At 63.5% G+C, this 20680-nt stretch carries 19 protein-coding genes and 1 pseudogene; 8 read left to right on the forward strand and 12 right to left on the reverse strand.

Features of this window, described 5'->3' with window-relative positions; translation table 11 throughout:
• Window positions 1–8: 8 nt before the first annotated feature.
• A complete protein-coding gene (locus QZ564_RS08710; RefSeq protein WP_297107959.1) occupies window positions 9–374 on the reverse strand; it encodes a response regulator in 366 nt (121 codons plus the stop codon).
• Window positions 371–661 (reverse strand): STAS domain-containing protein, encoded by a 291-nt coding sequence (locus QZ564_RS08715; protein ID WP_297107962.1) that lies wholly within the window; start codon window positions 659–661, stop codon window positions 371–373. The genes QZ564_RS08710 and QZ564_RS08715 overlap by 4 nt, the downstream gene beginning before the upstream one ends.
• Window positions 662–965: 304 nt before the next feature.
• On the opposite strand from QZ564_RS08715, the gene QZ564_RS08720 reads away from it, so the two are divergent.
• Window positions 966–2279 carry an NAD(P)H-dependent oxidoreductase gene (locus QZ564_RS08720; protein ID WP_297107965.1) on the forward strand — a complete coding sequence of 438 codons (1314 nt, stop codon included), beginning with the start codon at window positions 966–968 and terminating at the stop codon, window positions 2277–2279.
• A gap of 3 nt (window positions 2280–2282) precedes the next feature.
• Here QZ564_RS08720 and QZ564_RS08725 read toward each other — a convergent pair whose 3' ends face one another.
• Both QZ564_RS08725 and QZ564_RS08730 read right to left on the reverse strand, forming a co-directional pair.
• Window positions 2283–2807 carry an HPP family protein gene (locus tag QZ564_RS08725; RefSeq protein ID WP_297107967.1) on the reverse strand — a complete coding sequence of 175 codons (525 nt, stop codon included), beginning with the start codon at window positions 2805–2807 and terminating at the stop codon, window positions 2283–2285.
• 92 nt (window positions 2808–2899) lie between these two features.
• A complete protein-coding gene (locus QZ564_RS08730) occupies window positions 2900–3868 on the reverse strand; it encodes a zinc-binding dehydrogenase (protein WP_297107970.1) in 969 nt (322 codons plus the stop codon).
• 109 nt (window positions 3869–3977) lie between these two features.
• Here QZ564_RS08730 and QZ564_RS08735 point away from each other — a divergent pair, with 109 nt between their 5' ends.
• The gene (locus tag QZ564_RS08735) at window positions 3978–4787 is read left to right on the forward strand and encodes a siderophore-interacting protein (protein WP_297107973.1); all 810 of its coding nucleotides are present in this window, start codon (window positions 3978–3980) and stop codon (window positions 4785–4787) included.
• Window positions 4788–4972: 185 nt separating this feature from the next.
• Here the strand turns inward: QZ564_RS08735 and QZ564_RS08740 are convergent, their stop codons facing one another.
• Together QZ564_RS08740 and QZ564_RS08745 are read right to left on the reverse strand one after the other, a co-directional pair.
• Window positions 4973–5857, reverse strand: a complete 885-nt coding sequence (locus QZ564_RS08740; protein ID WP_297107976.1) for a PfkB family carbohydrate kinase — start codon at window positions 5855–5857, stop codon at window positions 4973–4975.
• On the reverse strand, window positions 5854–6795 hold the full coding sequence (locus QZ564_RS08745; protein WP_297107979.1) for a pseudouridine-5'-phosphate glycosidase: 942 nt from the start codon (window positions 6793–6795) through the stop codon (window positions 5854–5856). The genes QZ564_RS08740 and QZ564_RS08745 overlap by 4 nt, the downstream gene beginning before the upstream one ends.
• A gap of 439 nt (window positions 6796–7234) precedes the next feature.
• Here QZ564_RS08745 and QZ564_RS08750 point away from each other — a divergent pair, with 439 nt between their 5' ends.
• From QZ564_RS08750 to purU, 5 genes are all read left to right on the forward strand, one after another.
• Window positions 7235–8317, forward strand: a complete 1083-nt coding sequence (locus tag QZ564_RS08750) for a polyamine ABC transporter substrate-binding protein (protein WP_297107982.1) — start codon at window positions 7235–7237, stop codon at window positions 8315–8317.
• Between the two features lie 57 nt (window positions 8318–8374).
• Window positions 8375–9526, forward strand: coding sequence for a polyamine ABC transporter ATP-binding protein (gene potA / locus QZ564_RS08755; RefSeq protein ID WP_297107985.1), 1152 nt, complete (start codon window positions 8375–8377; stop codon window positions 9524–9526).
• Between the two features lie 178 nt (window positions 9527–9704).
• Window positions 9705–10658, forward strand: a complete 954-nt coding sequence (locus QZ564_RS08760) for an ABC transporter permease subunit (protein WP_297107990.1) — start codon at window positions 9705–9707, stop codon at window positions 10656–10658.
• Between the two features lies 1 nt (window position 10659).
• A complete protein-coding gene (locus QZ564_RS08765) occupies window positions 10660–11469 on the forward strand; it encodes an ABC transporter permease subunit (protein WP_297107993.1) in 810 nt (269 codons plus the stop codon).
• Between the two features lie 315 nt (window positions 11470–11784).
• Complete coding sequence (gene purU, locus QZ564_RS08770) at window positions 11785–12639, forward strand: formyltetrahydrofolate deformylase (RefSeq protein WP_297107996.1); 855 nt, start codon at window positions 11785–11787, stop codon at window positions 12637–12639.
• Between the two features lie 130 nt (window positions 12640–12769).
• Here the strand turns inward: purU and QZ564_RS08775 are convergent, their stop codons facing one another.
• The 6 genes and pseudogenes from QZ564_RS08775 to QZ564_RS08800 form a co-directional block, all read right to left on the reverse strand.
• Complete coding sequence (locus tag QZ564_RS08775; RefSeq protein ID WP_297107999.1) at window positions 12770–13198, reverse strand: Rrf2 family transcriptional regulator; 429 nt, start codon at window positions 13196–13198, stop codon at window positions 12770–12772.
• Between the two features lie 655 nt (window positions 13199–13853).
• Window positions 13854–15632: pseudogene (locus tag QZ564_RS08780) on the reverse strand (cation:proton antiporter); the annotation flags it as partial.
• A gap of 262 nt (window positions 15633–15894) precedes the next feature.
• Complete coding sequence (locus tag QZ564_RS08785; RefSeq protein WP_297108002.1) at window positions 15895–16986, reverse strand: AAA family ATPase; 1092 nt, start codon at window positions 16984–16986, stop codon at window positions 15895–15897.
• Entirely contained in the window at window positions 16986–17660 is a 675-nt protein-coding gene (locus QZ564_RS08790) for a fumarylacetoacetate hydrolase family protein (protein ID WP_297108034.1), read from the reverse strand. Before QZ564_RS08790 ends, QZ564_RS08785 begins: the two co-directional genes overlap by 1 nt.
• Window position 17661: 1 nt before the next feature.
• Entirely contained in the window at window positions 17662–18723 is a 1062-nt protein-coding gene (locus tag QZ564_RS08795) for an aldo/keto reductase (RefSeq protein ID WP_297108005.1), read from the reverse strand.
• Window positions 18724–19119: 396 nt separating this feature from the next.
• Window positions 19120–19431 (reverse strand): endonuclease domain-containing protein, encoded by a 312-nt coding sequence (locus QZ564_RS08800; protein ID WP_297108008.1) that lies wholly within the window; start codon window positions 19429–19431, stop codon window positions 19120–19122.
• Window positions 19432–19801: 370 nt separating this feature from the next.
• Between QZ564_RS08800 and QZ564_RS08805 the strand changes: the two genes are divergently transcribed.
• Window positions 19802–20677, forward strand: coding sequence for an EamA family transporter (locus QZ564_RS08805; RefSeq protein ID WP_297108011.1), 876 nt, complete (start codon window positions 19802–19804; stop codon window positions 20675–20677).
• Window positions 20678–20680 lie beyond the last annotated feature (3 nt).

Below are 20680 nucleotides of genomic sequence, written 5' to 3' on the forward strand. Positions count from 1 at the left end.
TTCTTGGTTCAGTGCACGACGCGATGGATGACCGAAATCAGCTTCTCGGGATCGAAGGGCTTGACGATCCAGCCGGTGCCGCCGGCGGCCTTGCCCTGGTCGCGCTTGTCCTGGCTGGTTTCGGTGGTCAGGATCAGGATGGGCAGGGAATTGTGCTGGCCGGTGGCGCGCACATTCTTGATGAACTCGATGCCGTCCATGACGGGCATGTTGATGTCGGTGATGACTACATCGACGTCCTGGGCCTTGAGCACATCCAGGCCCTGCTTGCCGTCTTCGGCCTGCAGCACCTCGAAGCCCGCATTGCTCAGCGTGTGGTGCAGCATGGCCAGAATGGTCCGCGAATCGTCGACCGTGAGTACGCGCAGCGTCATTGTTTCATCATCCCTGAAAACTGGGCATCCAGGCCCAGCCGCTCGATCGCGGCGGTCATGGCCGCGCTCGGCGCTTCAATAGCAAAATCGAAATGGTGTCTCCGGGCCGTCTCTGCGGCGCTGATCAGCAGCAGCAGGGCATTGGTCGAAACCCGTTCGACTGCCCCGGCCTGAACCGTCACCGGCCCGTCCTCCAACGCGTCGATCAGCTGGTCACGAATGCCGTCGATTGCATCGAGGTCGATGATCTCAGGCAAGGCCACCGTTTGTTGGGTCTGCTTGGCCATGTTCTATGGATGCCCCCGGAGTTTTCTCCACGCTGCATATTCAGCCCGAACGGTTTAAGAATTGCTAACTATGAGCCGTCCGCATCGCGGCCAAGCGCGCCAGTGGCGCGATTGGAGGGTCATAGGCCCGAAGAACTATGCTCGCAGGGCGATCCCCGTACCTGAAAGGGCCAAGCGCGCCAGTGGCGCGACCGGGAGCGAATAGGCCCCGAAAGCTACGCTCGCAGGGCGATCCTTCCCGGAAGTCCTTGCCCCCGCCCCCGCACGGCGTTATCGCATGCCCGACACCAGCACTGGACCGCCCATGCCTTCCAAGATCGCTCTCACTGGTATTGCCCGTGACCTCGCCCAACGCGCCGAAAGCGGCAAGACCATTCGCGTCGGCGTCATCGGCTCGGGCGAGATGGGCACTGATCTGGTTACCCAGATGAGCCTGATGACCGGCATCGAGATGGCCGCCATCGCCACCCGCCGTCCCCATACCGCGCTCGAGGCCATGACCATCGCCTATGGCGAGGACAGCATGGGCAAGGTGGTCGACACCCCTGCCGCCGCCACCGCCGCCATCGAAAGCGGCAAGATCGCCATCACTTCGGCCGAGACGCTGGTCACCACCCCCAATATCGACGTCGTCATCGATGCCACCGGCAAGCCCGGCGTGGCCGCCGACTACGACCTCCTGGCCATGGAACATGGCAAGCATCTGGTGATGATGAATGTCGAGGCAGACGTCACCATCGGACCCTATTTGAAGGCCCAGGCCGACAAGCTCGGCGTCGTCTATTCGGTCGGCGCCGGCGACGAACCCAGCTCCTGCATGGAGCTGATCGAATTCGTTTCCGCCCTCGGACTCGATATCGTCGCGGCCGGCAAGGGCAAGAACAACCCGCTCAAGCACGATGCCGTTCCCGACGACTATCGCGAGGAAGCCACGCGCCGGAACATGAACCCGCGCATGCTGGTCGAGTTCGTCGATGGCAGCAAAACCGCCGTCGAAATGACCGCCATAGCCAATGCCACCGGCCTTTTGCCGGATATTCCCGGCATGCATGGCCCGGCCACCCATCGCGACGACATGGCCAAGGTGCTCATTCCCAAGGCCGATGGCGGCATTCTCAATTCATCCGGCGTGGTCGATTTCACCATTGGCAAGGGTGTGGCGCCCGGCGTCTTCGTCATCGTCAAGGCCGAGCATCCGCGCATCATCGAGCGCATGGATGACCTCCATATCGGCCACGGACCCTATTACGCCTTTTTCCGGCCCTATCATTTGACGAGCCTGGAAGTGCCGCTCACCTGCGCCCGCATCATGCTGACCGGCAAGCCCGATATGGTGCCCCTGCCCTGCCCCGTGGCGGAGGTTTGTGCGGTCGCCAAGCGCGATCTCAAGCCCGGCGAGCCGCTCGATGCCATTGGCGAGACCTGCTACCGCTCCTATGCCATGACCGTCACCGACGCCCGCGCGGCCGGTGCGCTGCCGGTGGGCCTGCTCGAAGGCGGCAAGGTCACGGCGCCGGTGAAAAAGGGCGAACTCATCACCCGCACCAATGCGACCCCCGATGTCACGACCAGACTTTATGCGCTGCGGCAGGAGCAGGATCGTCTCCTGGGGCTTTGAGCCTCACTCCTTTTCAATCTCTTGCGCCAGCGGCAGCGGATAGCGCCGCCGCTGCGGTGGCAGGCGATGCAGGATCGTGCCCAGAACCACCAGCAGCACGCAGGCCACGAACAGCACCACGAACAGGGTCAGGGCGTCGACGCGGCCGGTATAGGTCAGGAGCGGAATGGCCGCGGCCGGCGGATGGGTCACCCGCAGCACCAGCATGATCAGCATGACCAGGCCCACGCACAGCGTCGCCAGCCAGAATGGTTCGGGCACCACGCTCATGGCCAGCACCGCCACCACCGTGCCGATGAAATAGCCGGCAAAGATATTGATCGGCTGCGCATTGACCGATTCGGGTTGCCCGAAAATGACCAGCGCCGTCGGCCCCAGCGGCGCCAGCAGCAAGGGCAACCCAGTCAGGGCCGACAGATAGCCGATCAGAGTCACCGCCGCTGCCGTAGCAGTGGCCGACTTGGCCTGAACCCGCCAGTCATTGCGGGGTTCGTGCCGGGTAATGAAGCGGGCGAGCAGCCGATGCATGAGGCGCCCCAAACAGAAAGGATTTGCCCATATAGGCAAACCCTTCCTGGTCTGTCAGCCCTTGGCACCACAGATGATTGCGACGTGCACCGCTAGCCGCGAATGGCGATCTTGCCATTCCGCCCCGGCTCGTCGCTGGCAGCCACGGCCTTGGCGACCTCGGTGATCGGATAGCTCGCCGCGATGTCCATCTTCAGCCTGCCCGCCGCTGCATCGGCAATGAGTTCCCCCAGGAGCGCGCCAATGCGCTCGGGCTTGACCGGCGGATTGGCACCCCAGAAGCCCTTGACCGTGATGCCGCGGAACAGCAGGTCGCCAGCCGGAATCTTGAGGGGACGTCCGGTCATGGCGCCAAAGCTGATCAATTCGGCGCCGTCGGCCAGGATGGAGAGCAATTGGGTGGCGCCGTCGCCACCCAGCGATTCGACGCCGCGCAGGATCGGTCCGCCGCCGGTGATCACGCGCACCTTGTCCTGCCAGTCCGCGCCTTCGGTTGCGACCACGTTGTCAAAACCGAGCGCCGACATTTCCTCGACAGCCTCCGCCCGCCGGACCAGACCGAGCACCTTGATGCCGAGCGCGGCGCCATACTGCGCCACCAACTTGCCCACCGCACCATTAGCGGCGTTCAACACCATCCATTGGCCGGCCTCCAGGCCCAGAGTGTCGAGCAGCATCTTGGCGCTGAGCGGCATCGAAACAAGCTGACAGGCCGTATTGTCATCGACACTGTCCGGAACCGGGACCACCCGGCGCCCATCGGCGAGATAGAATTCTGCCCAGGTGTCCTGGGCGCCACCGGCCACACGTTGCCCCACCTGCAGATGCGACACGCCCTCGCCCAGCCCCTCGACCACACCAACCGCTTCGGTGCCGGCGCCCGCGGGAAGGTGCGGTTTGAAGCCATAGTGCCCGGCGATGGTCATCAGATCGTGATTATGCACAGGAGACAGCACCATGCGCACCAGCACCTGGCCCGGGCCCGGCTGCGGACGCTCGATTTCGTCCACCGCCAGGACGTCTTGGGGCGTGCCGAAGCGGGAATAGAAGGCGCGTTTCATGAGGTACTCCTGTATTGACCCGACAGAAATAGGCACGTTGACGTTTACGTCAAGCTTGCATCCAGCATTTCTCTCGACTAATTCCTGAGTATTCAATTCAGGATAATGCATGCCAGAGACGTCCGCTACTCCCCGCGCCATCCAGCGGGTCCGCCATGAGACCAAGATGCGCCTGTTGACGGTGACTGCGGTGACCGACATCACCCCGCTGATGCGCCGCATTCGCCTTGAGGGCGATATGTCCGACTTTGCGTCACTGGGACATGCCGATCACATCAAGGCCTTCTTCTTTGCTGAAGGCGTGACGCCGGAGCTACCCCCCATTGGCCCCAACGGCGCCGAATTCAGGCCGGGGGCAAAGCCGGAAATGCGCGACTACACCCCTCGCTATTGGAGTGTTGAAGAAGGCTGGATCGACCTCGATTTTGTCTTGCATGGCGATGGTCCGGCATCGGGCTGGGCAGCCAGCGCCAGACCGGGCAGTACGCTTGTCATCGGCGGCCCGCGGGGGAGCCAGGTGGTGCCCCTTGCTTTCGACTGGTATCTTCTGGCCGGCGACGAAACTGCCCTGCCCGCCATTGGTCGCCGCATCGAGGAAGTGCCCGCGGGCACGCGCGTCGTCGCCGTGGTCGAGGTGGAGAACAAGGCCGAAGAGCAGGCCTTCCAGACCCGTGCCGACCTCACCCTCATCTACGTCCATCGCAATGGCGAACCCGCGGGCACCACCACCCTGGTCCCCGACGCCATCGCCGCCGCCAGCCTGCCCATGGGCGACGCCTATGCCTATATCGCCGGCGAGGTGAACATGGCGCGAGCCGTCAAGGCGCATCTAGTCGATGAGCGCGGCTTCAATCCCGAATGGGTCAAGGCCGCTGGCTATTGGCATCGGGGCGTGGCCGACGCCCATGAGGACCATTAGCTTCGAGGCGGCGGTACAGCCGCAAAATCCTTCCAGTGGAAGGCTTTTAGCCGAGAAGGCCATGAGCGCTATGTGCGAATGGCGGAGCCGTCCGGAAGGCCTTGAGAGCTATGCGCGAATGGCGGAGCCGGTCCGCGCAGCCTGCCCGATGGGAGCGCACTCCAGCGCGCGGTGCTCACCCCGCTCTATTGCGGCTGCCCGCCCACGAATTGCACCGCCCTGGCACCGCCTGCGATACCTGTCGTCAGGCACGTCTCATGGGTCTCGCCGCGCATCAGGGCAGCGATGAAGCCGGCGGCAAAGGCATCACCGGCTCCGGTCGTGTCCACCACTTTGACCAGGGGGGCGGGCTGGCTGGTTGTCACGCCCTCCCGCCCACCCAGCGCGGCCCCGAACTGTCCACGCTTGATCACCACATGGGTGAACTGCTCGCCAAGCGCTCGCATCTGGGCATCGAAACCGGCTTCTCCGGTCAGCAGCTCCGCCTCGCTCTCATTGGCGAACAGCCAATCGGCCTTGCCCACCCAGTCCAGGAACAGACGCGGGCCAACCTCATCGAGAAAACCCACCGAGGCCGGATCGATGGCAACAGCCACGTTCCGCGCCCGCGCTGCCTTAAGCAGCGACTGGACCGCGACACGCGGGCCGGACGCAAAAAAGCTGTAGCCGGAGACCATGACCAGGCCCACCCCATCGAGCAGGCTCACCGGCAAATCGTCTGCTCCCAGGTTGAGATTGGCGCCCCGGTCGGTCAGGAAGCTGCGCTCACCGGACGGATCGAGAATGGTCACCAACATCCCCGAGGGCAGGTCCTTGTCCCCCGCCAGCACAGGCACAACACCCAAACCCCGGAAATAGGCCTCGTGCACGGCCCGGTCTTGGGCACCCACCCGCGCGGCAAAGAGCACATCGGCGCCCGCGGCGCCGAGCCAGACGGCCTGGTTGGCCCCCGAACCGCCGGGGCGGTGGCGGATTTCGGCCCGCCGGTCCGAGCCGGGCACGATTGGCCCCTCGGGCCGCACGATGATATCGGTCATCACGTCGCCGACGACGAGGACCCGCTTGTTCATGCCTTGGGCGCAGCGGGCTGGGCTGCCAGCGCGACGGCGATCTCGGCTGCGACCCGGGCATTGTTCTTGACCAGCGCGATATTGCTTGTCAGCGACTTGCCGCCGGTCAATTCAAAGATGCGCTGCAAGAGGAACGGTGTCGTCGCCTTGCCCTTGATGCCCTTTGCATCCGCGTCAGCCAGCGCCTGGGCGATGAAGCCCTCGATGGCCGCGGCCTCCCAGGCATCGACTTCCGGGATCGGATTGGCAATGAGCACGCCGCCCATGCCGAGGTCGGACTGGATGGCCAGCATCCGGGCGATCTCATCAGCCGTATCAAAACGCTGGTCCACCTTGTGACCGCTGGTGCGGGCCCAGAAGGCCGGGAAATCATCGGTACCGAAACCGAGCACCGGCACCCCATTGGTCTCGAGCACTTCCAGCGTCTTGGCGATATCGAGGATCGACTTGGCGCCGGCGCAGACCACCGCCACCGGTGTCCGCCCCAGTTCTTCCAGGTCCGCCGAAATATCGAAACTGTCCTCCGCGCCGCGGTGCACCCCGCCAATGCCGCCCGTGGCAAAAATGCGGATGCCCGCCAGCGCCGCGATCTGCATGGTGGTGGCAACGGTCGTGCCCGCCATCACGCCGCGGGCGAGGAGGCTGGCCATATCGCGGCGGCTGGCCTTGGCCGCCTTGTGGCCTTCCTGCGCCAGACGCTCCAGATCATCCCCGGACACACCGACGCAAAGCCGCCCGTCCATGATGGCGATCGTCGCCGGCACGGCCCCACTGGCCCGAACGACATCTTCGACCTCGCGCGCCATGCTCAAATTCTGCGGATAGGGCATGCCGTGGGTGATGATGGTCGATTCAAGCGCCACCACCGGCCGGCCTGCCGCCAATGCCGAACCAACTTCGCTCGAGATCGACAGATAAGGCTGGGCGTTCATGCGCATTTCACTCCAGATAGACTTGGGGTTCGCCCGGCAGGGCGATCAGATTGGCCGTGCTTGTGCGCCCCGACAACAACCGGGTCAAGCCCCGCAAAAACTTGAGCCTGACCGCCTTGTCGGCCCCCTGGTTTGACGATAATTTGCCCTTGGCTTGGAGAGGGAAAGGGCACTTCGCTGGCTAGATGCATTGTTGATGGCGCGTCGATTGCGCCTCGATACGCGCCCGTTTCCGGGTTATTCGCAGCGACAGCATCAGGCGCCCCCGGGCGCCGTCCCATACCGCATATCCTGTTCAGTTTCTTAGCATTTCCGGGGTCATCAAGATGAGGCCCCGGGGTTGAGCCGCGGCTCTTTCCGCGAACCGGCGCATGCCACCTCGAACCGGTCGTCCACATTGGACACCAATCGCCTTCACCACGGTCCCCACAGGAGACTAAATCCGATGAAAAAGTCGCTCGCCATTGCCTTTGGCGCTCTTCTGGTCGCGAGCCCTGCCTTTGCGCAGGAGGAGCCGGTCCTGAACGTCTATAACTGGTCCGACTATGTTGCCGACGACACCATCGCCAATTTCGAGGCGGAGACCGGCATCAAGGTCAATTACGACGTCTACGACAATAACGAGATCGTCGACGCCAAGCTCTTGGCTGGCAATTCCGGCTATGACATCGTCGTGCCCACCGGCAACTTCCTGGAACGCCAGGTCAAGGCCGGCCTGCTGCTGCCGCTCGACAAGTCCAAGCTGCCCAACCTCTCCAATCTCGACCCCGCCGTCATGGCCGTTGCCGCCGAGCATGACCCGGACAACGCCCATTCGGTCCCCTACATGACCTTCACCATTGGCCTCGGCTACAATGTCGAAAAGGTCACCGAAGCCCTGGGCACCGATGTGGCCATCGACAGCTGGGATATCCTGTTCAAGCCCGAAAACGCGGAAAAGCTCGCCGGTTGCGGCATTGCCCTGCTCGACAGCCCCTCCGAAGTCATGGGCACCGTGCTGCACTATATCGGGCTGGACGCCAATTCCGAGAGCGAGGAAGACCTGGCCAAGGCCGAGGCGGCCCTGACGGCTGTTAAGCCCTATATCCGCTACTTCCACTCCTCCCAGTACATCGACGACCTCGCCAATGGTGAAATCTGTCTGGCCCTGGGCTATTCGGGCGACATCTTCATCGCCGCCGACAATGCCGCCGAAGGCGTGGAAGTGGGCTACGTCATCCCCAAGGAAGGCGCCGCCACGCTGATGGACCTGCTGGCCATTCCCGCCGATGCCCCGCATCCGGACAATGCCCACAAGTTCATCAACTACATCATGCAGCCTGAAGTCGTTGCCGCGATCACTGACTACGTCTTCTACGCCAACCCGAACCTGGCCGCGACCGAGTTCGTGAGTGAGGAAGTCAAGGGCAATCCCGGCATCTATCCGCCAGCCGAGACCGTGGCCAATGCCTTCGCGCTGACCGCCCATTCGCCCGAGTTCGAAGAGGTCTTGACCCGCACCTGGACCCGCATCAAAACCGGCCAGTAACACCCACACAGCAGGGACGGCACTCGCCGTCCCTGCCCTTATCCGGCATAGAGCGTCATGGCAAAAAAACCGCAGCTTGCGATTGATACGCGTCCGTGGCGCGACACCGCCAACAACAAGCCCTTCGTGCGCATCCGCAGCGTCTCGAAGAAATTCGGCGACGTCATCGCGGTCAACGATGTGTCGCTCGACATCTACAAGTCCGAACTGTTCTGCCTTCTGGGCGGGTCCGGCTCGGGCAAATCGACCCTGCTGCGCATGCTGGCCGGCTTTGAAAATCCCACCTCGGGCACCATCGAGATCGATGGCCAGGACATGACCGACGTGCCGCCCTACAACCGGCCGGTCAACATGATGTTCCAGTCCTATGCGCTGTTCCCGCACATGTCGGTCGAACAGAACATCGCCTATGGCCTTAAGCGCGACGGCCTGCCCCGCGCCGAGATCAATGCCCGCGTCGCCGAATTGCTGGCCCTGGTCAAGCTTGAGGACTATGGCAAGCGCAAGCCGCACCAGCTTTCGGGCGGCCAGCGCCAGCGCGTCGCCCTGGCCCGTGCCCTCGCCAAGCGCCCGAAACTCCTCCTCCTCGACGAACCTCTCGGCGCGCTCGACAAGAAGCTGCGCGAGGAAACCCAGTTCGAACTGGTCAAGATCCAGGAGAGCCTGGGCGTCACCTTCATCGTGGTGACCCACGACCAGGAAGAGGCCATGACGCTCGCCACCCGCATCGGGGTGATGAACCAAGGCGAGATCGTCATGGTGGGCGAGCCCACCGATATCTACGAATTCCCCAATTCGCGCTTCGTTGCCGGCTTCATCGGTTCGGTCAATATGGTCGAAGGCATCGTCACCGAGGACGAGCCGGACCATGTGCGCATCCGCTCGGCTGAACTGGGTTCGGACATCTATGTCGGCCACGGCGTCGATTGCGCCCCCGAGCAGATCCTGTGGTGGGCCATCCGGCCCGAAAAAATGGTCCTTAGCCGCGACAAGCCCGAAGGCCTCAACGGCGCCAATGTCACCACCGGCGTGGTCGAGGAAATCGCCTATCTCGGCGATATCTCGGTCTATCAGGTGGCGCTTGAAAGCGGCAAGCGCATCCGCGTTTCCCAGACCAATTCGGTCCGCGGCAATCCCGATGCCATCACCTGGGAAGAACAGGTCTATGTCAGCTGGGACGAAGACGCCGGCTCGGTGCTGACGTCATGATGATGCTTTTTCAAATGGCCGTAGGCCACCTCTCCCTCTGGGGGAGAGGTCGGCGCGCAGCGCCGGGTGAGGGGGCCTTCGGCTTGCTCCGCAACTGTCGGAAGGCCCTCACACCCCAACCCTCTCCCCCCAGGGAGAGGGGGTGCATCGCGTTCGCCTCCTGCCTCGGAGCCCGTTCATGACCGCCACCCGCGACCCCACAATTCCGCCACCGCGGCGCCTCAAACCCTGGTCCGCCGTCGAAAAGGGGCTCGCCCGGGTCGGCATCACCGGCCGCATGCTGGTGCTGGCCGCGCCGGTGCTGTGGCTGCTCGTCTTTTTCCTGGTGCCCCTGGCCGTGGTCTTTGGCATCTCGCTGGCCAACAAGCAGTTCGGCCGTCCGCCCTACACCCCGCTTCTGACCAGCGAAGAGGGCACGGTGCAACTGACGCTGCACCTCAACAACTACATACGCCTGTTCACCGACAATCTCTATGTCGCGGCCTATTTGTCCTCGATCCGCATTGCCGCTCTGGCCACCATCATCACCCTGATCGTGGGCTACCCCATGGCCTATGCCATTGCCCGCGCGCCCGACCGCTGGCGCAATATCCTCCTGATGCTGGTGATCCTGCCCTTCTTCACCTCCTTCCTGTTGCGGGTCTATGCGCTCACCGGCTTCATGCGCGGCAATGGCGTCATCAACCAGTTTCTCGGGCTGTTCGGCATCGAGCCGATCGTGATGATGCAGACCGATTTCGCGGTCTATGTGGGCATTGTTTACACCTACCTGCCCTTCATGATCCTGCCGCTCTATACGACCCTGGTGAAGCTCGACGTTTCGCTGTTCGAGGCCTCCGCCGATCTGGGCGCACGGCCCGTGCACACCTTCCTTTTCGTCACCCTGCCGCTGTCGATCCCGGGCATCATTGCCGGATCCATGCTGGTGTTCATTCCGGCCATCGGCGAGTTCGTCATTCCCTCGCTCCTCGGTGGTCCCGAAACCCTGATGATCGGGCGCGTCCTCTGGGACGAGTTCTTCACCAATACCAATTGGCCGCGCGCCGCGGCCGTGGCGGTCGCCATGCTGCTGGTGGTGGTCGTGCCGATCATGCTGTTGCAGCGCGCCCAGGGCGCGGTGGTGGAGAAGTGACATGAAGCGCGGCTGGTTCCTTCCCATCGCAGCGGCCCTGGGCTTTTCGTTTCTCTACGCGCCCATCGTCTCGCTGGTCATCTTCTCGTTCAACGAAAGCCGGCTGGTCACGGTCTGGTCCGGCTTTTCCACCCAATGGTATGGCGAGCTGTTCCGGGACCCGCAAATGCTCGGCGCCGCCTGGCTGAGTCTGCAGATCGCCGCGCTCAGCGCCACCATCGCGCTGGTGCTCGGCACCCTGGCCGCGGTGGCCCTGGTGCGTTTCCGCCGCTTCCGCGGCCGCACCCTGTTTTCCGGCATGGTCTCGGCCCCACTGGTCATGCCCGATGTCATCACCGGCCTCTCGCTGCTGCTGCTCTTTGTGGCCATGGAAAGCCTGCTCGGCTGGCCGCAGGGTCGCGGCATGATGACCATCATCATTGCCCACGCCACCTTCTGCACCGCCTATGTCTGCGTCGTGGTGCAGTCGCGCCTTTCCGATTTCGACCGGAGCCTGGAAGAGGCGGCCATGGATCTGGGCGCCTCGCCGGTCCGAACCTTTTTCGATGTGACCCTGCCCATCATCGCCCCTGCCCTGGTCTCGGGCTGGCTGCTGGGCTTTACCCTCAGCCTCGACGATCTGGTCATCGCCAGCTTCGTCTCTGGTCCGGGGTCCTCGACCCTGCCCATGGTGATCTTTTCCAAGGTGCGTCTCGGCGTGTCACCGGACGTCAACGCGCTGGCCACCATCATCATCGGCATCGTCGCACTGGGCGTTTTGGCAGCAACGGTCATTCAATTGCGGAGCAAGCCGAAGACATCCGCCCCGTGACTCTTTCGTGACTGGACAGAAGCGTGAAACGGGCGCAAGCTCACCTCATGTTCAACCAAAGCAAAGGAGGTGATCCAGTGTCTTATGAGGTTTTGGCTCTCGAGGAAGGTCTGGGTTTTCGTGTGTTGAGCGGGAGTGATCTCGGCTAACAAGCACACACCTCCCGGCCCTCGAGGCCGATAAGCTCAGGAAGGGCCGTTCGTAAGAACGGCCCTTTTCTGTTGTTCCGCCCTTTCACCAATCATCCCGGCAAGGCTTGACGGAGCCGCATAAGCCATTGATACCGCTGCGAAGCGTTTTCATGTGGAGGCCGGTTTGTCCTCGTCCAACTTCGTTCTGACCCTTTCCTGCACCGACCGGCCCGGCATCGTGGCCGCCGTCACCACCGAACTGGCGGCGCTCAATGCCAATATCGCCGAGTCCAATCAGTTCTGGGACCGCGAGACCGGCCGCTTCTTCATGCGCCTTGCCTTCGCTGCCCCCGAGGGTGTCAATCGCGACGCTATCGAAAAGGCCCTCAAATCGCCCATCGAGCGCTTCGACATGAAGACGGCCCTCAGCGACGAAAGCCGTCGCAAGCGCATTGTCATCCTGGTCTCCAAATTCGACCACACCCTGCTGCACCTGCTCTACCAGATCCGGGTCGGCTGGCTCGATGCCGACGTCGCCGCGGTGATCTCCAACCATGAGGACGCCCGCAGGATCGCCGAAGACGCCGGTATACCCTTCCATTATCTGCCAGTCAGCAAGGACACCAAGGCAAGCCAGGAAGCCCAGGTCCTCGACATCGTCAAGTCCAGCGGCGCCGATCTTGTGGTCCTTGCCCGCTACATGCAGGTGCTCTCGGACAATCTCTCCACGCGCCTCTTCGGTCAGGTGATCAATATTCACCACTCCTTCCTGCCCAGCTTCAAGGGCGCCAAGCCCTATCACCAGGCCCATGAGCGCGGCGTCAAGATCATCGGCGCTACGGCGCACTATGTGACCCCGGATCTCGACGAAGGCCCGATCATCGAGCAGGAGACGGCGCGCGTCACCCACGCCATGAGCGCCGATGACCTCGTGGCCGCCGGCCGCGACATCGAAAGCCGCGTGCTGGCCCGGGCGGTAAAACTGCACCTGGAAAGCCGGGTCATGCTCAATGGCAAGAAGACGGTGGTGTTTGGGTGAGAACCCCCACCCTTGATCCCTCCCCACAAGGGGGAGGGAGACGATGAACACCGGCGACTGAACCCTGCGCATCCCTCCCCTCGATGGGGAGGGAATGAGGGTGGGGTGACGACAGCAGCACTGTTACAAGCTAAACCGGCAAATCTTCCAGATTGAGCGAATCCGCCAAACTCGTCTGGTCCAGCACCGCCCGCGTCGCCAGCGTCACCCGCTCGAAGACGTGCCGGATTTCGCAACTCTGCTCGTCCTGACAGTCGACGCATTTCTTGTAAGCGATCTTGGAAAGGCAGGGCAGCGGCGCGATGGGGCCGTCGATCAGCCGCAGCACCTCGCCATAGGTGATTTCCTCGGGCGCCTTGAGCAGCTCATAGCCACCCATGCGTCCGCGTCGGGAATTGACGATGCCGGCCCGCTTGAGCTCAAGCAGGATCTGCTCGAGGAACTTCTTGGGGATCGCCTGATCCTTGGAAATCTCGCCGATCATCCGGCTCTGGCCGCGCCCGGCCCGCGCCAGCGACACCAGTGCCCGCAAGGCATATTTGGCCTTTTGCGATATCATTGCTCCCCCCAGCCCCCTGCCATGACTATGGCTTGTTCTCCGGTTCCACCGGGGGAATGGCCTCGGCGGCATCCTCATCCGGCTTGTCCTCACCAGCCCCTGCCTTTTCGGCATCACTGGCTTCGTCCTTATTCGGACCGGCCTCACCCGGTTCAGCCGCCGTCATTTCATCATCGGCCGGCGCGGCGACCGCCTGGTCTTCATTCGGCCCTTCGCTTGACGGTGTCACGATCTCATCGATCGCCGCAGGCGCTTCACCCACCGATGGCGTTGCGCCGATGGGTTCGATGACGGCGGGGGGCACAGACGCGTCCTCTTCCGCCGGTTCGATCGCCGGCTCCGCGTCATCAGAAAACGCGGGGTTCGCCTCGACCACCGGGATCTGTTCGGACCTGTCCTCTGCTGCCACCGCTTCAACATCGGTTGGGCCGGCCTCTTCGGTCCCGTCTACCACGCTCTCCGGCACAGGATTTGCCGTCTCCGCGCCCTCTTCGGTGGTTTGCCCGGTCGTCGACGGCTCGTTCAGCGCCGCTTCCGTCAGCGCCGCTCCCATCGCCGCATTGGCCAGGATATTCTCGGCAGTGGGCAGCTTGAGCTCGGATGGCATGTCGACACTGGCGCCATCGCCATCGGCATTGCTGCGCAGATAGGCCAGGATTCCCCGCCCGATTTCCTGCTCGCCGCGAATGATCGTGGTGGCGCCCAGATTACGCAGGAAGCTTTCTTCCTCTTCCGAATAGGCCCGCGAAATGATGGCAATACCCGGATTGAGCTTGCGCCCGCTTTCGCAGACCGATCCGGCCTCGAAGCCATTGGAGATGGCCACAAGCAGCGCCTTGGCCGCTCCCAGATTGGCAAGCTTGAGCACGTCCTCGCTGGCGGCATTGCCGAATATCACCTCAAAGCCTTCGGCGCGGGCGGCGGCCACGTCATGGTCGGAATCCTCGATCACCACCAGTCCGCCGCCATCGGCCTTGATACCCGCAGCCACGATGCGGCCGACCTGCCCATAGCCGACCAGCACGGTATGCCCCGTCTGATGGGAGGGTTCGCCGGTGTCGTCATCGGCACCCGGTGCACCGCGATCCACTGCGCCTTCCGATAGCGCATCCGTGGTGGCCGGCCCTTCGGCCGCCATGGAGGGCTCCCTGCGTACTTCACTGGCAACCGGCTCCACACTCTCTCCGCGCCGCGCCGCCGCCCTGGCTTCCAGTCGCGGCTTGACCAGGTCGAGCACGAAAAACACCACCGGATTGAGCACGATGGAAATCAGCGCGCCAGCCAGGATGAGGTCCTGACCTTCGGACGGCAGAATGGCCAGCGCCACACCCATGCTGGCCAAGATGAAGGAAAATTCACCGATCTGCGCCAGCGAAGCCGAAATGGTCAGCGCCGTGGCGACCGGCCGCCGGAACAGCACCACGATCCAGAAGGCCGCCAGCGACTTGCCAATGACGATGATGAACACCGTGGCCAGCACCAGGAGCGGCTGCGTGACGATGATCGAGGGATCGAACAGCATGCCCACCGACACAAAGAACAGCACCGCAAAAGCGTCGCGCAGCGGCAGGGTCTCTTGCGCGGCGCGGTGAGACAGCTCGCTTTCCGAAAGGATCATGCCCGCAAAAAACGCCCCCAGCGCCAGCGACACGCCGAACAGCACCGCTGATCCCAGCGCCACGCCCAGCGCAATGGCCAGCACCGCCAGGCGGAACAATTCGCGGCTGCCGGTATGAGCCGTGCCATGCAGCGCCCAGGGGATGATGCGCCGCCCCACCACCAGCATGAAGCCCACGAAAGCGGCGACCTTGAGCAGGGTCAGCCCCAATATGCCCCAGATGCCGATATCAATGTCGAGCAGCCGGGTGACGAAGGACACGAACGGATCATGCAATCCGCTTCCCGTGCCATTGAGGCTGGCAATGGCCGGCACCAGCACCAGGGCCAGCACCATGGCCAGATCCTCCACGATCAGCCAGCCGACGGCAATTCGTCCGCGTTCGCTCTCGATCAGCCGCCGGTCCTGCAGCGCCTTGAGCAGCACCACGGTGGAGGCCACCGACAGCGCCAGACCGAACAGGATGGAGCCGAAGAGGCTCCAGCCCAGCAAGAGCCCGAGCCCCGCACCGAGCAAGGTTGCAAAACCGATCTGCACCACGGCGCCGGGAATGGCCAGCGCCCGCACGCTCATCAGGTCCTTGAGCGAAAAATGCAGGCCCACGCCGAACATCAGGAGGATCACCCCCAGTTCGGCCAGCTCCAGTGCCAGTTCCTGATCCGCCACAAAACCCGGCGTAAAGGGCCCCACGATGATGCCGGCAAACAGATACCCCACCAGTGGCGGCATGCGCAGCCGGTTGGCCACCATGCCGAAAATATAGGCCAGCACCAGACCCGCAACGATCGTGGAGATCAGGGGGGTATCATGATGCATGAACGTCTCCGGGGCATGAGGCTATGTCGATAGAAACAATGGAGTATTTTTTGCTCCTCGCGCAAGCTTTCCCTGCCAATGGCATATCAGCCATTCGGATCGGTCACGCGCCAAGCTCTATAGATCAGGTCAAGTATGGTCGAACTTTGTCTCGATGCTTGGCAAAAACGAGATAGGACACCGCCATTCGAGCATAGCTCTCATGGCCTTCGGGGCTTGAATGGCTCCACCGGAGCCATTCATCCGCTGCGCGGACCGCCTCTCAGCTCACAATGGTGATCTTTTCCGCCGCCCGCGTGATGCCGGTATAAAGCCAGCGTGCCCGCTCCTCGCGGAAGACGAAGCTCTCGTCGAACAGATAGACATTGTCCCACTGGCTGCCCTGCGCCTTGTGGACGGTGAGGCAATAGCCGAAGGTGAACTCGTCGAACTGCCGCCGCTCCGGCCAGCTCATGGCATCCTCCTCACCCGAAAAGAACGCCTTGTGCGTCAGCACCCGCGCCTCACCCTTGCCCTCGTCATCGGCCAAAAGCAGGCTCCATTTGCCGTTCGAGCGCCTTGTGGCGTCGGTGACGATCCAGATCTGCCCGTTGAGCAGGCGTTTGCGCGGGTTATTGCGCAGGCAGACCATGCGGTCGCCCACCACCGGCTCGTGGAAGGGCAGGCCCTTCAATTCGCGCAAGCGATCATTATAGGTCAGCCGCGTCTTGTTGCGCCCCACCAGCACCTGGTCGGCTTCCAGCACCGCGTCCCGGTCCACCTGGTCGCGCCCCACCACGACGCTTTCGCCATAGCGGCCATGTTCGAGATAACCGCCCTCGCGCACGGCCATGGAGAGCTGGATGATCGGATTGTCCGCCGCCTGCCGGTGGATTTCGGTCAGCATGATGTCGGGCTCTTCATTGATGAAGAAGCCCGCCCCCTGCACCGGCGGCAATTGGAACGGATCGCCCAGCACCAGCACCTTGACCCCGAAGCTCAAAAGATCGGCGCCCAATTGCTCATCCACCATCGACACTTCGTCGATGACGATGAGATCGGCATCAGCCGCCGGGCTTTCCGGGTCGAGCACGAAGCGCGGTTCGCCCTCCTTCTCGCTCACCAAAGTGTAGATGAGGCTATGAATGGTCTGCGCGCCCTTGCAGCCGCGCTTGCGCATCACCATCGCCGCCTTGCCGGTAAAGGCAGCATATTTGACGCTGCGCACATCCTGCGCCAGATGCACCGCCAGGGTCGATTTGCCCGTGCCCGCCCAGCCGAACAGGCGGAACACCTGGGGCCCGCTTTTGTCCTTGAGCCATTGCGAGACAGCCACCAGCGCCGCGTCCTGCTGGCTCGACCAGACCGGCGGCATCAGGCGATCACCGTCGAGACGCTGCCCACCCCTTCGATCTGGCCCTCCAGCACATCCCGCCGCCGCACCGCGCCGACCCCGGCTGGGGTGCCGGTCATGATCAAATCTCCCGCGCGCAAGGTCACCAGGCGGCTGAGATAGGCAATGGTCTCGGGCACGCTCCAGATCTGATCGCTGAGATCGCCCCGCTGCCGCTCGGCCCCATTGACCGAGAGCGTGATCGCCCCGCTTGCCGGATGGCCGATGGCGCTGGCCGGTGCAATGGCGCCGATGGGTGCGGATTGATCGAACCCCTTGGCCATGGTCCAGGGCCGCCCGGCTTTCTTGGCCGCGGCCTGCACATCCCGCCGCGTCATGTCGAGCCCGGCCGCATAGCCGAAGACATGCTCAAGCGCTGCATGTTCGCCAATCGCCGCGCCATCCTTGCCAATGGCCACCACCAGCTCGATCTCATGGTGCAGATCACCCGTCTGCGGCGGATAGGCCATGGGCGCCCCATCGATCACCACCGCATCGGCCGGCTTGTCGAAAAAGAAGGGCGGCTCGCGGCTGTCATGGCCCATCTCCCGTGCGTGTTCGGCATAATTGCGCCCCACGCAATAGACCCGGCGCACCGGGAAAAACCCGCCCCCCTGCACCGGCACCAGAACCGGCTCGGGCGCCGACACCACCAGCTCAGCCACGCTTGAACTCCTCGGCATAGGGCCCGATCAGGTCAAGATCGATGGGGCTCAGGCGATCCTGCGCCGTGAAGGACTGGTGCCAATAGGGATAGAGCAGCGGCGGGCGGCTGACAGCCTCGAGCCGGGCCTGCTCGTCATCGGAAAGCGTGAAATCAGCTGTCGCGATATTGTCGGCGAACTGTTTTTCATTGCGCCCGCCAATGATCACCGAGGTGACGCCCGGCCGCCCCAGCAGCCAGCGCAACGCCACCTGCGCGCCGGATACGCCGCGCTCCTGGGCGATGGCCACGATGACGTCGATGACCTCATAGAGCTTGTCCCAGTCATAGACCGGCGGCTCGCGGAAGCCGCCCACATGCCGCCCGCTTTCGGGCGCGCTGTCCCGGAGATATTTGCCCGACAACAGGCCCCCGGCCAGCGGCGACCAGATCAGCATGCCCAGCCCCTGATCCTGGCTGATCGGCACCAGCTCGTTTTCCGCGTCGCGGCTATGCAGGGAATAATGGATCTGCTGGGAGATGAAGCGCTGGCCATTGCGCTTCTCGGCCGCCATCAGCGCCTTCATGATGTGCCAGCCCGAATAATTCGAGCAGCCGATATAGCGCACATGCCCGTGACGGACGAGCGTATCAAGCGCCTCCATGGTTTCCTCAATGGGCGTCATCCCGTCCCATTCATGCACCTGGTAGAGGTCGATCACATCGGTCTTGAGGCGCTTGAGGCTCGCCTTGCATTGCTCGATGATGTGATGGCGGCTAAGCCCCGCCTCATTGGGCCCGTCCCCCATCCGGAAGCGCACCTTGGTCGCCACCAGCGCCTTTTGCCGCCGGCCGTTCTCGTTGAGGATGGCCCCCAATATCTCCTCGGACACCCCGGCATTATAGACATTGGCCGTGTCATAGAGATTGATCCCGGCATCCAGGCACATATCGACCTGCCGCGCCGCATCCTCCCGGCTGGTATTGCCGATCTTCTCGCTGCCACCAAAAGTCATGGTCCCCATGGTCAAGACCGAGACCTTCAGCCCCGAGCGTCCGAGATATCGGTATTCCATGAGATTCCTCCTTTGTTCCGCCACACAGGACTAAAGGGGGCAGGGAGTTGGGTCAATTGGGGAGTGCACTGCCCAGCGCAGCAGGCCTCACAGATCTGATCCTCTCCTGCCCATCTCCCTTTTGTAGGCTTCGGGCCAGACCGAAGAGACAAAGGTGAGGGGCCTTGAGAGCTATGCTCGACCGGCGGCGCAAGGTCCAAAGCTCGTGTCCGCTTTCCCCCAGTACCCCAACCCTCATTCCCTCCCCACAAGGGGGAGGGAGGCGCCGCGGCGCCCACGCGACCCAATCTCGACCATCAACCCTGAGGACATAATGTTCATCGTCTCCCTCCCCCTTGTGGGGAGGGCAAGCAAAGCTTGGGTCCGTCAGGACCCTCGCGGCGCTAGGGTGGGGGTTTACGGATGCAGCCGCGACCTCTCCGCCAATTCGCGCAGGAGATAGTCCATGACACCCGCAAGATTGGACATCACGTCCGAATTGAGCACCCTCACAACGCGGTACCCATCGGCGCGTATCCTCTTGGTCCGCAAGGCGTCCCGCAATTCAGCGCCTCCACCGAAATGGGTTTCACCGTCCACCTCGATGACAAGTTTGGCCCGGTGGCTGGCGAAGTCGACAAAATAGGGGCCAATAGGCACCTGCCGCCTGAAATGGTGTCCTTGCGCGCAATTGTCGCAGAGCGGCCCAGAGCCTGGCTTCCGGCGCACTCATGGTCTTTCGCAATTGCCGTGCGCGCTCGACGCCCATACCCCCCACCCTCATTCCCTCCCCACAAGGGGGAGGGAGGCGCCGCGGCGCCGTCACAAACCAAGTTCGATCATCAAGCTCATGGATGCAATGCTCATCCTCTCCCTCCCCCTTGTGGGCTTCGACCCGTCCCAAAGGGCAAGTCTCTCCGGTGGAGAGACTTGAGGCGAGAAGGCCATGAGCGCTACGCGCGAATGGCGGAGCGCAGCTGCGCCGACTAGGCGCTAGCGAAGCTAGGGTGGGGGTAGCCTGGCTTCGCAGTCGACACAGGGCTATCTGACGACGGGCAATCCCTGCTAGGACCACTGCACCATCTCGAAAGCCCAACCCGTGCGGCCCAATTCCATCCTTCTCCCCGTCCTGCTCGTCACCCTGGGCATGGTCTTTACCCAGACCGGGGCGAGCTTCGCCAAAATGCTGTTTCCGCTGGTCGGGGCCGGCGGCGCCACCGCGCTGCGGCTGACCCTGGCGGCCCTCGTGCTGATCGCCGTTTTCCGCCCCTGGCGCTATAGACTGGGCCCGAAGCAATGGCGCGCCGTGCTGCTCTATGGCGGGGCCATGGGCGCCATGAACCTCTTCTTCTATGCTGCGCTTGAGCACATCCCGCTCGGCATCGCCGTGGCGCTCGAATTCACCGGCCCGCTGGCCGTGGCGCTGTTCGGCGCGCGCAAGCTCGTCGATTTTCTCTGGATCGTCCTGGCCGTGTCCGGCTTTGCCCTCTTGCTGCCCTGGACCCAGACCAGCGGCGACATCGCCCCCATCGGCATGGTGCTGGCGCTCTGTGCCGGCGCCTGCTGGGCCGGCTATATTGTCTTTGGCCAGCGCGCCGGGACGGGTGGCGGCGCCCATATCGCGGCGCTCGGTGTCGGCACGGCCGCCCTCATCGCCGTCCCCTTCGGCGTGGCCACCGCGGGCGCGAGCCTCATCGATCCGGCGCTTCTGCCGCTGGGGTTGGCCGTGGCGCTGCTTTCCAGCGCCATCCCCTATGCGCTCGACATGGTGGCCCTCCCCCATATCCCGTCCCGCCTGTTCGGCATTCTGATGAGTGGCCAGCCCGCCTTTGCCGCCCTGTCGGGCCTCGTTATTCTGGGCGAAGTGCTCAGCTGGGGCCAGCTGGCCGGCATGGCAGCGATCATCGCCGCGTCCATCGGCGCAACACTCACCATCGCCCGCCGGGTGCCGCCGCCCGAGGTCTTGGAATCCTGATCT

It is taken from the genome of uncultured Devosia sp., from assembly GCF_913055165.1.
In the GTDB taxonomy this organism is placed as follows: domain Bacteria; phylum Pseudomonadota; class Alphaproteobacteria; order Rhizobiales; family Devosiaceae; genus Devosia.

Coding starts and splice junctions, on each gene's coding strand:
- QZ564_RS08730 (WP_297107970.1), bottom strand. CDS start 3,868: ATGAAACGCGCCTTCTATTCCCGCTTCGGCACGCCCCAAGACGTCCTG.
- QZ564_RS08795 (WP_297108005.1), bottom strand. CDS start 18,723: ATGGAATACCGATATCTCGGACGCTCGGGGCTGAAGGTCTCGGTCTTG.
- QZ564_RS08725 (WP_297107967.1), bottom strand. CDS start 2,807: ATGCATCGGCTGCTCGCCCGCTTCATTACCCGGCACGAACCCCGCAAT.
- QZ564_RS08760 (WP_297107990.1), top strand. CDS start 9,705: ATGACCGCCACCCGCGACCCCACAATTCCGCCACCGCGGCGCCTCAAA.
- QZ564_RS08750 (WP_297107982.1), top strand. CDS start 7,235: ATGAAAAAGTCGCTCGCCATTGCCTTTGGCGCTCTTCTGGTCGCGAGC.
- QZ564_RS08715 (WP_297107962.1), bottom strand. CDS start 661: ATGGCCAAGCAGACCCAACAAACGGTGGCCTTGCCTGAGATCATCGAC.
- QZ564_RS08735 (WP_297107973.1), top strand. CDS start 3,978: ATGCCAGAGACGTCCGCTACTCCCCGCGCCATCCAGCGGGTCCGCCAT.
- QZ564_RS08785 (WP_297108002.1), bottom strand. CDS start 16,986: ATGCCGCCGGTCTGGTCGAGCCAGCAGGACGCGGCGCTGGTGGCTGTC.
- QZ564_RS08720 (WP_297107965.1), top strand. CDS start 966: ATGCCTTCCAAGATCGCTCTCACTGGTATTGCCCGTGACCTCGCCCAA.
- QZ564_RS08775 (WP_297107999.1), bottom strand. CDS start 13,198: ATGATATCGCAAAAGGCCAAATATGCCTTGCGGGCACTGGTGTCGCTG.
- QZ564_RS08765 (WP_297107993.1), top strand. CDS start 10,660: ATGAAGCGCGGCTGGTTCCTTCCCATCGCAGCGGCCCTGGGCTTTTCG.
- QZ564_RS08710 (WP_297107959.1), bottom strand. CDS start 374: ATGACGCTGCGCGTACTCACGGTCGACGATTCGCGGACCATTCTGGCC.
- QZ564_RS08745 (WP_297107979.1), bottom strand. CDS start 6,795: ATGCGCATGAACGCCCAGCCTTATCTGTCGATCTCGAGCGAAGTTGGT.
- QZ564_RS08740 (WP_297107976.1), bottom strand. CDS start 5,857: ATGAACAAGCGGGTCCTCGTCGTCGGCGACGTGATGACCGATATCATC.
- potA (WP_297107985.1), top strand. CDS start 8,375: ATGGCAAAAAAACCGCAGCTTGCGATTGATACGCGTCCGTGGCGCGAC.